Consider the following 15,714-nt stretch of genomic DNA (forward strand, 5'->3'; position numbering starts at 1 on the left):
AAATTCCTTAGACTGTAATCAATAACTGATCAGTGATGAGTTTTTGTAAGATGTCGTCGTCATCAATGCCAGAGGTTGAACCGCCATAAAGCTCATCTACCGTTTGCCCTTCAATTACGATATTTTGTACATCACCACCACCTAGATCGATCACTAAGGTGGTGTCCGTACCGTCATCACTGAAGTCCATAACCACATCGAGTTCCGCTCCGGTTGAGGACGCCACCCCCTGCAATAAATCACTGAGATCTATGCTATCGGTACTGATATCTGAGCCATCACGTGACGCATCAAACGCGGCAATATGATCACTTGCCGGCGTGCCCGCAGGGCCAGCACCAACAAGATCAAAAACAAAACGGTCTTCTCCACCACTGCCCATTATGGTGCTATCACCTGCTGCGCCAACGACAACCTGTAAGCTAGCGACTGTACCAGTGTCTGTCTGACCATCGAGTTCAGAGTAAGGGGTTAAGCTAAGTACAAAATTATCATTGGCTTGCAGCCCCGTTACCTCAAGGCTAGCCACGTCGGCAGCGGCTATGGTCCAGATCGAGCCCTGTGGACTTTGACCAACAAAACTTGCGTGATCTGGCAGACCTTCAATTTTGACAAAAGCCTCTTCACCCGGTGCAGGATTTTGCAATTGCACACTTAAATCCAAGCTGTGCTCACCAGCCGATGAATCACCATCAATAACAAGCTGATCGTAGCTTTGCGATAATAGAGGAGCATCAGGTAGCGGGCTTAAATGAAGCGTAATGGCCTCTTGAGCATCCGCAATGTCGCTGGTATCTGTGGCTAAACTGCCATCAACAACAGCTTCATCTTTGGCTTGCACAGCAACATTCATTTGCAAGTCACCAAAGGCCGTAGGCCCAGTGAGCAAGTCAAAACTCGCTAAGCTATCGCTATCACTTTCAAATACGGCAACTAAGTTACCTGTGCCTACATCAACAACAAAGTCGACGCTATGATCACCTACTTTAATCCCCTTAAGACCATCCAAGGCACTTGCGTCTGAACTAGCACTGACAACCTCAACAGTTAAAATCAGTACTTCGTTTGCATTCACTGTTTCAGTAGTACTTGCATTGATCGCGATATTAACTACATCCCCTTCACTGGCGTCTAACTCATCAAGGTCATTCGCCATTTGTGGCGTATCAGCTACAGGCAGGACATGTACGGTAAAGCCCTGTGTTGTCAGTAGGTGTTCATTTGTTTCACGCTCAACCGTCACCGCACTTAGGCTTAATTCGAAGTCACCACTGAAATCCAAAGGCGGTACAATCACTAAATTATCGAGCTGGTCGGCTTGCACAGCAAAGGCGTAGGTAGGCTGGCCCATAAACGTACCGCCATCTTCACCATTATTCGGCAGCTGTGTGCTGCCGTTGTAATATATGACCGCCCCCTGTGGCACGCCGGTGATCTGTAGGCTCATATATTCCGAGCCATCGGTATCATAGAGCTCGGCATCTAAGCCGGTTAGCGCAATTTGGCTATCTTCATTACCGGTAATATCTACGGCGCTTAATATCGCATGATCTGTAACAGGTTCTAACTCAAAGTTGATATTGCCGCTACGCCATTGCTCATCCACATTACTCTGCCCAGTATCAGGTAGCGTTACCGTTGTGTCGCGAATATGGGCCCGAAATGCGAGACTTAAATCACCACTTAGATTAAGCGGCGGGGTGTAACTTAAAGTATTGAGTTTAGTAAGATCGCCCAAGACATACTCACCACCATCAATTGTTAAGACTCCTTCAGGGTCATTAATCGTGCCCTGTGCAGGGATAGTAAAACGCAGCTCAATAACCTCTTCAACGCCTCTGCTGCTATCTACATCTGGGTCACCAAGCAGGCTGTTGATATCGAAATCAAAACGTGTAACTTCATCTTCTTTACTGCTGAAACCAGCAGGGCTGCTCATGTCATCCACAACAGGGGCAATTTCAAAGTGCAGGTTTTGCACTTCGGTAAAGGTGGCACCACTGGGATCAGTAGCTACCACGGTAATGGGTATATCCATAATGCCAGCAAAGTCTTCATTGATATTGCTGATGACCAAGCTATCTACCGAGGCTTGAGTAAAAACATAAGAAATAACCGAAGTACCATTGGCGGCATAATGCGCTATAACATCGGGACCACTTACACTGCCGCCTTCGGGCATATCGGCAGCATCAATACGAAAGCTGATCACATCATTGCCGTCACCGGCAATATCATTATCTAGATAAGCCCCAAGACTAATGGCAGTGCCTTCTTGCCCCGGTATCGTATTCACTTGTAAGTCATCTGGGTCTGATGCCGTACCACCAGTAGCCACATCAAAGCTAATATCTAACGTTGCCGTACGCATTTCGGCATCGTTATCATCCAGAACTCGGATACTTACCAAGACCTCAGCATTGGCAACAACATGATCACTAATAATCTCCGCGCCTTGCAATAATTCGGCTGCTGCCTCTTGCACCGAGTCACTAGTGAGCCCCGTGGCCGGAATCAACCAGTTACCACGGCCGTCATGCACTGCGCCATTGGGGTGACTAAGGAACCAACCCGTGGCCTCTGGCATATTTATTTGCAAGGAATAAACGTATTCAGAGCCATCAATATCATCATCAACAAACTGAGCAGCGCCATCGAGAGAAATAGCACTGCCATCGGTACTGACTAAAGGCCCCGTCGTTTCAATGCGCGTATTATTATCAAGTGCATTGTCGGGATCGACCTGAGCATCCACATTAACGTTTACATTACCCGTTACATCTTTACTAACACTGACATTGGTTTCACTGGTATCGGTAATGGTCCAGGTAACTGGTAAAGCAAAATCACCTGATGCATCTAAAGGTGGCTGCCAAGTTAAGCGATTACTGCTAATAAGATCTGCAACCGTTGGGCTTGTGCCATCAACAAGGGTACTGAGCGTGATAGAGCCACTACCTATATCTACGCCGTCTAATAACAGGCTGCCCTGGCTAACATTTAAAACAAGCTCAGTGACTTCCTCACTGCCATCCACATCACTTAGGCTGGGTGTTAAATTCAGCACAACAGCAATATCTTCTGCTCCGCTACTGCTGGTATTAAGGCCATCATTACTATCAACAATAGGCGCAACATCAATGACTAAAGTCATTGGGAAGGTGCCTGAAGCCCCATCTGGCTCAGTATTTACTTGGCTCAAATTAAGCGTTATCTGACCACTAAAATCGGCTGGTGGCCTAAGTTGATAGGTCGCCAAGTCAGAAGCTTTAATTTGGTAAATAGGCTCATCACCATTAAAACCAAAGATGGCTAGGTCGAGGCTCTCACCAGAGGCTCCTACAATTTCAGCGCCCTCGGGCACGCCCGTTAGCAGCATGTTGATTTGCTCGGAAGCATCATCATCTTGTGTAGCAACACTGAAGTTAAGCTTAATCAACTCATCTTCATCAAAAGCCGCCACACTACTAATGATCATACTGCCATCGTCATAGGACCAATAGCCGTCTGGGCCTGGGCCTATATCCGGCTCATCAATCACGCCTTTAACATCAATTTTGATATCTTTACTGGCACTGCGCTGGCTTTCATCTCCAGCATCTGGAGCCACGCCATCTTGAGTGCTTTCGTGAGAGATGGCGGTCACCGTAATGGTAAAAGGGCCACCATTGGTATAAGAGCTAATATCTTCGAGGGGCCGCAGTACGACATTACCCGCATCAAGATCCGCCGCTTGAGCTTCGTAGCTTGTACCTGAACCTGTAACAATCGCACCATTAAGACCAACAACACTCCACCCTGTGGGCACGATAAATTCAAAGCTAAGTGTTTCGGAACCGTCGTTATCAGAGAGAGAACCACTGACCAAACGGCTGAGGTCAATATCAACGTCTTCCAGACTGCGATAGTTAGGCGTCACAATTAAGCTAGGGTCATCAGCCACTGGGCTAACATCAAAATTAACTGTACGACTGTCTTCGGCCGTATCGTGGTTATCCCCTTCTGTGGCAATGGCACTGATGTCAAAGCTGGCCGTACCTGCAAAGTTGGCGACAGTGCTCGCATGCAACTGAGCCACTTGCGCCGCGCTAAGTACTGCACCCTCTGAGACTGCTTGGCCACTGTGCGTAAGCACAAGTCCTGTGCTGATATTACTAATACGAAAACTTAAATTTTCTGAGCCATCAACATCGTAGAGTGCCGCTTCAAGATCTAAATCAACACCACCATCGTCTTCTTTAAATTCATAAGAGTAAACTGAAGCGCCATCATCCCACACAGGGGTATCAGCGACTGAAACGACCGTAATCGCGCCAAGCTCATTGATACTGACATCACCAATATCGGTGCTGATCGTCGCAGTCACATCCAGGGCTGGGCTGGTCGTGGCCTGACTCTGATTTAAAGCAGGGATGTATAACAAAGTACCATCGGGCTCGACTGAACCTGGGTTGGCCCCAGCAGGTAATACCCGTAACTGAGCTTGGCTCAAGAAAGGATTGCCATCACCATCAACCGCCAAAGCAATACCATTGAGGGTTAAGGTGCCTCCAGCCAGTGCAGCCAAATCAAAGGTAATCGAAGTAACGGTTTCGTTTTGATCCAAATCTCCTGGATTTACAACCAAGTCACTGATATCTAAGTGGGTATCTTCCTGTGTGTCTAAATCCGGCAGAATAATATTACCGTCGGCATCATGCACATTGATGGTAAAAGTATTACTACTCTCAACATCACCATCAAAATCCCGCGTCACATAAGTAATCACATCAGTATGCACATCACTTAATTCAAAGGCCGAACCAGCCTGTAAGACATATGAGCCATCTTGCTCAACAGTTAAGGTGCCATATGCCTGAGACATATCATCAAAGAGAGCAATCACAAACTGGCCACTGCCATTGGGGCTAAAGTCCGTACCCTCATAGCTCATTTGGGTAATTTCAGCACCATCACTACCACCGGCAGTACCAGGCAGTAAACTGCCACTAACGGTTTTACCTTCATCTACATCTCGGATAATGGCCTGAGCCACAGGCACATCATCGGTCACCGTGAGTGTGAAATCTGAATTGGAGCTATCACCATCGGCATCGGTGATATCAATAGAAAAATCAATCTCTTTATCGTTGCGGCCATTAGCATCATCGTGATCAATGGCTCGACTAAAACGCACCGTATATTCATTATCGGTCGTATTAAAAAATAGGCGGAAAACTTCATCACCACCGCTAGTTCTGGCTATCCACCAACCATTGCTATTGGGTGAATTCGCTAAAGTAACTGCCTCGCCACCGCTGCTCACGGCGGTATTCATCGTAGGCACAACCGCAAGAATGTCATCACTGTGGCCATCGCCGTAAGCAGACCCCTTATCGCTGTCATGATCATTGCTCTGCAGCACCAACTCATCCACTGCAACATCATCTAGCACATCAATTTGTGGGTCACGACCATCATCAATGGTGATATCTACGTTTGCCGAACCTGTTGTACCATCGGAGTCGGTAACTTGCACTGGTACGTTGAGCACAAGAGCATCACTGCTTCTATGATCAATAGCGCTGTGTAATACAAAACGCAGTTCGGCCGTGCCACCTGTGCCCGGGTCAATGTCTAATGAGTCGGGTAGGTGTAGAGTAAAGATACTGACATTATTGCTATCAACGGCATCAAGAGTTCCATCAAAGTTGTCTCGCCATATCAGCTGGCCGCCATTCTTAGTGATGTCATCACCATTGGCATCTTGCACAGTTGTGCCAGTAGCAAGATCGTAACCAATGGCAACGATGCGATCTTCGGCAGCCGATATAGTTAAATCGGTTCTTGCCTCATTGCTTAAGCTGTTGCCATCTTTAGCAGGTAACTCGGTGACTTCGAGACTTGCGCCATCTAAATTGGGCGCATCACCGTCATTAATGGTGACTTCTAAGTCGATATTGCTTGTATCACCATCCACATCTGTTGCGACAACAGGTAATAACAGCTCTATGTCGCCATCATTTACACCGTTTTCTAATTGATCAACCGCCTGAAATAGCTCAACGGTGTAGTTAGCTGCTGTGTCGAGCTCGGCGTTGATATTGGTGTCCAGAGTGACTTCAAGCACCTTGTTACTACGATCATTAGGATCACTTTGATTAACAAAGTAATACAGCAGGGTTTGGCTATCGGCAGCTGTACTGACATAAGTTGCAAGCTCGACACCACCACTGCTTAACGAAGGATAAACCGTTTCAACAAAAGCCAGACTAGCTATAGGGTCACTGCCAACCTCTAAGTTAACAGTACCGCTAGACATAGTGGATGGGCTCGCTGCCAAAGCGGTTTCTTCTAGAGCTACCGCCGGCACTAGGTCCATACTCGGATCTTGGCCATCGTCAAAACGCAGCTCTAACACAGCGTTATTGGTGGGCGTACCTGTATCAATATCGTGGGCAAGCACATCAGCATCAAAGACAATCTCATCACCACTTAGGTGGTCTAGAGGGCGCTCAACCTGAACACGCACACTCATATCAAGATCACGGCCATTAGATACGGCGCTTAAAGTCGCAGTGAAGATTGTGTGCGAAACAGTACTTGCGATAATTTGGGCATCACTGGTGCCCATAGCAAAAGTAACTGCTTCACCATCGCTGGTTATTCCCATCGCATTCAAACGATCGATTAAAGCGTTGTCTGTGTTATCAAACTCAACACTGCCTGGGTCTAAAGCATCTGTACCAGCAGTGACGTTAAGCACACGAGTAATATCGGAATCAAGCTCACTTAAATCGAGTTCAGTATAAGTACGCTCACTGTCATCAAGTGTACCGCCTGCGCCATCATGGATAGTGATCCGTAGGTCAGCGGTATCCATATCACCATCGGGGTCTACTGCGGTATAACTAATCAGCACCTCAGGATCAGCAACGGAGTTGTCTAGATCCTCATTGGCAACGAAGCTCCAAGTACCGTCGTAGTTAACGGTAAGTTCGCCCTCTGGAAAGCTATGAATAGCAGGTGTCGTGGGAGTAACGGCGATATCCGTACCATTTACCGTAATAGACGTTAGGGTCAACGGACCTTCAAGCGAGCTATCGTTGTCAAACACATTACCTGTCACGGTTAAGGCTTCGTCGACTTCAGCTCGGTCATTGAATAGGAAAGGATGTACATCACTGATGGTGATATTCACCGGTGCGGTTAGGGTTTCACTGGTGGCATCGGCATCGTTTTGTGTGGCATCGATCCAAATACTAGTCTCTAAAGAATCTTCACCAGCAGCTTGATCTACCCCCTCATGCAAAGTCACTGTCAGGCTTGCATCAGCATTAAGTTCAGCAGTAAAAACAACCGCGCTATCACCACTTCGCGTTGCCGTTAGGCTTTGACCATCAGCAGCCACCATAACCGTAATAGCATGACCATTAGAAGTCAGAAGCTCTAAGTCAGCTTGAACGCTACTAATAGCGTATTCATCGGCTTCAGTAATATTAAGATCACTGGTGGCGGTCGCTAGTACATCAGGCAGAATAATACCCAACTCAAATAGACGTATGCTGTCGGGCATGGCTATGGTCGGCGTACTATCCGTCGCTTCGTTGCCAGCCACATCATTAACCGAGGCAGTTAAGGTCCAAGGCACACTTCTATTCAAACCGCTCAAAACACCAACATTGACACTCCAAGCACCGCCAGCTACATCTGCTGTGAAAGTATGTGAGTTTGCACCATCGCTGATAGTAAGACTCAGTTCTTGGTCGTCTTCAGCACTTGTTGTACCAGTGATAACCGTTGGGCGCAGTAAAATAAAGTCTGTAATATCAATCGCGTCTGGATCGATATCAATCATAAGCTCGGTATCAAGGGCGGCGGTATCCGAAGCACTGGCCGGGTTGCCAGCCTGATCGCTGACACTGGCCACGGCGCTTAAGGCACCATCAATAAATCCGGCCGCCACAAGATCCTGAGCATCGGTCTGCCAAATGCCTCCAGCCTGTACCGTCGCTGTCACACTGAGCTCGTTAGCCGGTGAATCGCTGTCACTGATAAGCACCGTAACTTCTTGCCCTACCTCAACCCCCGTGACGGTACCACTAAGAGTAACCGCTGTTGCTTCACTAGCGCTGTAATCTTTGTCACCATCAAAAACAACCGTAATCTCAGCAAGAGTATCTTTTGTTAGGCTGATGTCGTCTTCAGCAAAGTTACCCGGAGCATCGTAACCACTGACATCCACACTGAGCTCACCGTCAGCAAGGCCAGCAATGCTATTGGCGAAATTCCAAGTGCCATCCGCTTGTACAGTAGCGGTACCCTCTACGGTATCGCCATTAATATCGGTGATCACCACATCAAGCACTTGGTTCTGATCAATATCGATCGTTGTACCGTCGAGAGTAAAGCCTGCCACTTCTGCGGCGTTATAAACGGGCCCGGCTGCTGGGTCAGTGATATCGATTTCGGCAATAGGGTCGTATTCGATGGTGGTGCTAACAGACGCATCGTTACCTGGGCTATCGCTGACTGTCGCCGTTAATGTCAGCGTGCCTGGTTCAAGCCCCGCTAGGTTTAAGCCAGAGGCAGACCAAAGATCAGCCGCGACCAAAGCCGCACTAGGTACCTCAACCGTTGCCCCGAGGCTATCTTCAATCACTAAGCTAACAGCGCTGTTATCATCGACGTCAACGGTTGTCCCCTCGGCAAGTGCCGCCAAGGCTTCAGTCGCATTTAAGATATTGTCTGCATCATCAAATACAGCGGTGATTTCAGCGGTCTGATCAATAGCTTCAACTAAAGAAGCATTGGCAACAATGCCACGCGTATTGCTGCTTGTTGCCTCTATAGTCAGTGGACCATCAGCTAGGCCACTGAGATTTATATTGCTTACACTCCAAGCATTATTAGAGACTGTTGTTGTGATCGTGACTTCATCGCCATTGACATCCCGCCAAACCAGATCGACATCACGACCGTTTTCTATATTGGTGGTCACACCGCTAAAACTGGCCGAAGGCGCTTCGTATTCGTTGTAGATATGATCATTGTCGGCACTAACGATGGTGATGGTCGGTGCGTCGAGAATATCAATAGTCAAATCAGCGCTGCGTACATCGCCGTCGTGATCTTGCGCATTGTACAAAGCAACGACTTGCGGCAAAGCGCCACTGTGATCAAGATCGGGGTTGGCATCAAATTGCCAGCTACCATCTTGATTGACTGTTAAACGACCCTCGGCGTAGTCATAAACAGCGGGCGTACCTGCCGAGATAGTAATCACATTACCCTCTGCCTCGATACTCACCAGGGTCAGCGGGCCTTCTAGGCTTGTATCGTTTGTTAAGACATTACCACTAACACTATAACCTTCGGTGATCTCATCACTATCGTCAACTAAGTTGGGGGCAACGTCGGTGATCGTGATGTTAACTGGGGCTGTTACCGTTTCACTTGTGCCATCGGCATCATCTTGAGTTGCATCCAACCAAAGCTGAGCAACTAGGCTGTCTTCACCCACAGCTTGATCTAAACCTTGGTACAAACGCAGATCGACATTGCCGCCATTAATAGCCGCATCCAAGACCAACGTGTCACTGCCATCGTTGCGTGTGACTTGTAGACTCTGGGCATCGCCGGCAACCGTAACGGTGAGAGCAAAGCCCATGGATGTTAAGGTACTGAGTGCACTTTGATTGGCACTTAAATTAAATTCATCTGCATCGCTAATGTTGATACTGGCACTCGCGCTATCTGTACCACTCGTATCAAAGACAATTTGCTCTGATAGCGTCACGGCACTGGGTAGCACTAAGCTCGGTGTTGCATCATTGGCAATATTGCCAGCCTCATCTTGAATCTGAGCATCGAGCTGCCACGCCACAGCATCCGACAAAGAACCACTTAATTGGACATCCACCGACCAAGAGCCATCGGATTGCACCAAACCACTAAATTGCTCTGTATTACTGCCATCACTAAAACTCAACGTGACACGTGTGCCCGCTTCACTATTGGTACTGCTACCGCCAATAGTAAGAGCCGATAATGATCGAATATCGTCGATATTGATGGCATCGGGAGCTATATCTATGGTTACTTGCGTATCTAGCTGGGCCGTGGTGGAGGCACCAGCTGGATTACCAGCTAAATCGACGGTAGACACTTCAGCACTGAGCTGGCCATCAATAAAACCGGCGGCCTGTAAATCTAAAGCCTCGCTCTGCCAACGGCCACCATCAACTAACACCATCACTGAGATTTCATTGGCCGGATTTGCACTATCTCTTACGATAAGATCGATGCTTTGCCCATCTTCAACGCCAAAAACTAAACCACTTAGGCTAACTGCGTCGTATTCGAACACGCTGTAATCTTGGTCACCATCAAACTCAAGCGTAATCACAGCACGGGTATCTTTTGTTAGTGAGATACTATTTTCGGCAAAGTTACCGGGTGCATCATAACCACTGACATCGACCTCTAGCTCACCATCGGCAAGCCTGTCTATGCTGCTACTAAAAGCCCAAGTGCCATCATTTTGCACAGTTGCAGTACCACTAACCGAGTCGCCATTTTCGTCAGTGACAACAATATCCAAAATCTGGCCGGCATCGATATCAACCGTGGTACCGGTAAGTGTAAAGCCTGCTACTTCCGCGGCGTTATACACTGGCCCTTCGCTTGCAACGATACTGTCGATCTCAGCAATCGGATCGTACATAACCGTGGTGACAACATCGGCATCATTGCCCGGGTTATCACGAGAACTCACCCTAAGCGTAAGCTCACCGGCAGCCAAGCTTGAAACATCTAAGCCCGAGGCCAACCATGCATCACTCTCAACTTCGGCTGTACGGAAGAAATTAAGGCTAACACCTAAGCTATCGGTCACGGTGATATTAACGCTATTACCATCGTTAATATCCACCGTACTACCACTTACCTGCATGGCCGTTGCTTCATTGGCGTTCAGAATGGCGTCGTTGTCATCCACCTGAGCCGTGATTTCAGCCGTCTGATCAATCGCCTCTTCGATACTGTTAGAGGCCTCTAAGCCCTCTAAATTTGTGCTTCGAGCCGTCACAGTGATAGGGCCGTCAACAAGACCACTTATATCGGGGCCATCGACCTGCCAACGCCCACTTTCAACAATACCGATTGCCTCAACTTGTGTGCCGTTGGCATCGGTGACGGTCAGTGTGACGCTCTGGCCATCTTCAATGTTGAGGCTTAAGCCTCTAAACAAAGGTGAAGGCGCTTCATATTCATTGTAAATGTGGTCGTTGTCGGTGCTCTGAACCAAAATAAGCGGCGAGATTTGCAATAAGGCCTCTCCACTCACCTCAGCGGGATTACCAGCCTGATCAATCGTGGATGCCGTAAACTGAATCTCGCCATCAGCCATTGTTGAAATATCAGCAGCAAGCGCCCAAGTACCATCAGCATTGAGCAAGGTCTCGAAGCTAAGCTGCCCGCCATTGACATCGGTAACAACAAGTTCAACAAGTGCACCTGCTTGTACATCTGAGAAATGACCACTAAAAGGCGCAGCGCGACTTTCGACTAGATCAACCCAAGGATCACCACCATTGTCGACCTCGACACTGTCACCTTCGGCCAAAGTATCAATCACACTTGTATCTTCTGAGTCGATACGATTGTCATAAGGATCCGTAATGGATGCAATGACCGTGATAGGACCCTCAGCAAGCTGACTAATATCGGCTTGCTCAAGTAAATAGCTGCCGTCGTCTAATAGAGGGGTCGTAAAAGCGAGGCTGCGACCTTGGCTATCGGTAACAAGCAAATCTACGGTTCTGTCAAAGCCCGCCTTGACCGTTGTACCGCTGATATCAACATGAGTAATCTCAAAGCGGTTAATCCACTCATCACCACCATCTTGGATCTGTACAGTGATGCTCGCATTAGGATCTATCTTGCCAATGAGCTCATGTTGATCTGGCTCTGGAGCCAACTTTTCAGTATCAAAACCATGAGTTTGGAAGCCTGCTTCAGCCAAGGTTTCGCTGTTATCACGATCAATATCACTAAATTGCTGGGCTAAACTGCCAGAATTGGGCAGGGTATTGGCGCTGGATTTATTGAGTTTTAAGCTACTTACATTGGTGGGGGAAGGTGCGAGGCTATCTTGCCCTTGGCTATCACGCCCCTCTATTTGCTGAGCTTTACGGGCCTCAATATCTTTAATTTGTTCTGGGTTTAAATCAGCCTCACCAAGAACCACGGCGCCATCTGGAATTGATTGCCCTGCTGGCAATAGGCTCATAGAACCATCGTCAGTTAGAACCCAAACCTCTTCACCTATAACCAGATATATCGTTGAGTCCATCCCACTCTTCCCTTATGCCAATACTTCAGAGCCATTGCGATAAGCCGCTTCAAGCTTATGCCGATTAGATGCATACATTGTAAGGAAATTCTTGCTATTTATGCTATAGCCGACGGGCTAAATCGAGGAAGGATTAATCTTTTACAGGGCAAAGGACATAAAAAAGCCCCCAAACCAGGGGGCTAAAAAGGGCAGAGCCTAAATCAAAACCCAATAAAAATCAGATCGTGATTACACAGCAACTGCGGTGGCGCAAAGGCCACCACAGTACACACAAAAATTAGAACTGATATTCCAACAATAAACGTACGTCACGACCAGGAAGTGGCGCTTGATCCTTAATATAAGAACTGTGCACTCGACCTTCGACGTCGTTTAAGTTGTCACCAACCAAGGATACTCGCCACTCACTTGAAGGACCGTACCAGCGATAAGCAATGCTTGCATTCATCATCATATAGGCATCGGTGCTGGTTTCGAATTCAGCCAAACGATCCTGCTCTAAATGCTGAGTAAAACCAATTTGACCCGACCATGCGCTGTCATCGTAGTGGAAACGCAAACCCAAACGATCCGCTGGCATTCTTGGCAACCAGTCACCATCTACTAACTCGCCACGAACAGCATCTGCCCATAACTCAGCCTTTAAGGTACGAGTTAACGCTTGCATGACTTGAGCCTCAAAGCCCCACAGCAATACATCACCCTGCTGGGTAATATAAACGGGCAGCTCACCATGATCATCATGATGGCCGTGTTCTTCGTGTTCTTCGTGTTCTTCGTGTTCTTCGTGTTCTTCGTGTTCTTCGTGCTCTTCGTGCTCTTCGTGCTCTTCGTGCTCTTCGTGCTCTTCGTGCTCTTCGTGCTCTTCGTGCTCTTCGTGCTCTTCGTGCTCTTCGTGCTCTTCGTGCTCTTCGTGCTCTTCGTGCTCTTCGTGCTCAAGATCACTAGAGTGGATACCGGTATTCGCCTGATAATAAAAATCATCAATACGATTAACATACGCGTTTAATACAAAAGCCGTTGAACCTTCAAACTTCTTCAAACTCAACTCAAGATTGTTTGAGCTCTCTTTTTTCACATCGCCCACGTATTCAACATGCCAATGATCACCTTCAGGAACCAACTCATACGCAGCACCTACCTCGTAGCTATTGGTGCCAATATGAGGCCCGTTAGCATAGAGCTCCGTTGAAGAAGGGCCACGCTCAGCATGACTAATTGCTATACCGGCGTTATAACCATCGGTAAATTCCCATACACCACCAGCTGAAAAGCTTAAAGGCGTGAAGCTTTGCGAAGGCAAATCACCGTCGACATCAAAATCCATATGCTCAGCGCGAGCGCCTAACTGCCACAACCAGTCGTTCCAGTGGTACTCTTCAAGTACTGCCACAGCCATTGATTGAGTCGTTGAATCTGGGCTAAAACTTTCTTCACCACGGCTTTTATATTCTTGCTGCTTTAGGTCTAAGCTCACAGCACCACGCCAGCCACCAATTAACTTATGACCCAAGTCGGCTCGATACTGCCAAGCATCGTTGTTAATCTCGGTTCCAAGCTCCTCAACACCATCAACAATGTGATATTCCTTGTGCTCATACTCGCTAAAGCTCAATTTACTCTGAAGAGAATTAAACACACCGTAGTCGAACTCAAGCTCAGTGAGCCACTGCCAGCGTGACTGCTTTAACTGCGCCTCAACACGGTCTTCGTGCTCATCTTCGTGCTCGTGCTCATCTTCGTGCTCCTCTTCATGCTCATCATGATCTTCACCACCATGGGCATGACCAGGTACACCGTAGCGTTTATCAACTTGCTCATAAGCCAAACCACTGTAACCATTTTCAAATAAGCGACTTAAGCCCAAAGTAAAGTTGGAGCTTTGTGATGCACTGTCGTCTAAGTGGCTTTCATCCAGCGAACTTGGCAAGCGGTAGTCTTCACCATCGCTGTACATGCCTTGAGCACGCCAAGCCCAATTGTCAGTGCCAGAAGCGACGGCCGCCTGAGCTTCTTTTTGCTCTGAGACAGAGCTGTATTTAAGATTAATTTGACCTTCCGTTTCCGAAGACTGAGGCACACGCTTATCAACGACATTCACTACACCGCCGATCGCACCACTGCCATAAAATAAGGTGGCAGGCCCGCGTAATACTTCGATCTGTTGAGCAGATGCTGAATCTGCAGATACCGCGTGATCCGCTCCGGTTCGACTGATGTCAGCCGCATCCAAACCATTAACGGTAATCAATACTCGAGGGCCATCTAAGCCACGAATAACTGGGCTAGAGCTGACTGGGCCGTAATAATTAGATTGAACACCAACTTCAACTTTTAAGGCCTCCCCCAGACCTTCTTGAGAGCGATCTTTTAACTTATCACCACTTAATACAGAGATAGCCTGAGCCGACTCCAATGTACTGGCATGCACAGGCAGGCCAATCACATCTAACTGCTCGATCAGTGCACGCTGCAGTTGCACCTGCTGAGCTTCAACACCGGGCTTTAACCACACATTTTTGTGGTTGTAGCTTTGAGCATTAACATGCACTTCAAGCTCATCGGCATCGGATTCAAAGCGAAAGAGCCCTTGCTTATCACTGTATACTCGTTGTTTTTGGCCAACGATACTAAGGCTAGCGCCTTCTATCGGTTTGCCTTGTTCATCAATTAACTGCCCGTGAAACTCCGCCGCATAGCTCGTGCTCGCCAGCAGTAAAAAACCAGATAAAAACAATATTAACTTCATAAGATCCCCCAAAAGACCCAGATATGATACAACATATCTTTTTGAGTGCGGTAGTAAGAATATAGGTAACTGCACAAATAGATAAGAGCCGCTAGGGTAAAGCGGCTCTATGACAGACTATTTAAGACAATACGAATTAAGGCTTAACCCGCTAGAGAGCACTCTTGACACAAACCACGTAACTCAAGCTGCTGATTGGAAAGCACAAAGCCAGTACGCTCAACACTCCCCCTTAGTTCCTTAACAAGCTCAGCACGCAGAGCGATTTCCTCAACCTTATGGCATTTATCGCAGATAAGAAATTGTGGAATGTTATGTTCATGCTCACAGGTGATATGTGAACAAGCCAAGAACTGGTTGGTGGTTTCAAGCTTGTGTACAAGCTTGTGCTCAACTAAAAACTGTAAAATACGATAAACAGACATAGCTGGAAGCTTATCGCCATAAGCTTCGGTATAGGCATCAACCAACTCATAGGCAGTTAGGGCCTGATGCTCAATCAGCAACAAAGCCAATAGGTGCTTACGCTTAGGGGTCAAACGTACACCGGCAGAAACACAGTCGTGCTCTGCTCTTAAAAGTGCTTTTTCTACATGGACTGGAAAAGTAAGAGGCACCACATCTACCA

The 15,714-nt window shown here is 47.6% G+C and carries 3 protein-coding genes; all 3 read right to left on the reverse strand.

Translation table 11 applies throughout. From position 1 onward, the window contains the following. Window positions 1-7 precede the first annotated feature (7 nt). The 3 genes from AB1S55_RS02990 to AB1S55_RS03000 all read right to left on the reverse strand — a co-directional run bounded on the left by AB1S55_RS02990 (window position 8) and on the right by AB1S55_RS03000 (window position 15,703). Window positions 8-12,334 carry an Ig-like domain-containing protein gene (locus AB1S55_RS02990; protein ID WP_370980306.1) on the reverse strand — a complete coding sequence of 4,109 codons (12,327 nt, stop codon included), beginning with the start codon at window positions 12,332-12,334 and terminating at the stop codon, window positions 8-10. Between the two features lie 280 nt (window positions 12,335-12,614). Beyond that, the gene (locus AB1S55_RS02995; protein ID WP_370980307.1) at window positions 12,615-15,086 is read right to left on the reverse strand and encodes a TonB-dependent receptor; all 2,472 of its coding nucleotides are present in this window, start codon (window positions 15,084-15,086) and stop codon (window positions 12,615-12,617) included. Window positions 15,087-15,229: 143 nt separating this feature from the next. Next, window positions 15,230-15,703: a transcriptional repressor gene (locus tag AB1S55_RS03000; RefSeq protein WP_370980308.1), complete on the reverse strand. Its 474-nt coding sequence runs from the start codon at window positions 15,701-15,703 to the stop codon at window positions 15,230-15,232. Window positions 15,704-15,714 lie beyond the last annotated feature (11 nt).

It is taken from the genome of Agaribacterium sp. ZY112 (assembly GCF_041346925.1).
In the GTDB taxonomy this organism is placed as follows: domain Bacteria; phylum Pseudomonadota; class Gammaproteobacteria; order Pseudomonadales; family Cellvibrionaceae; genus Agaribacterium.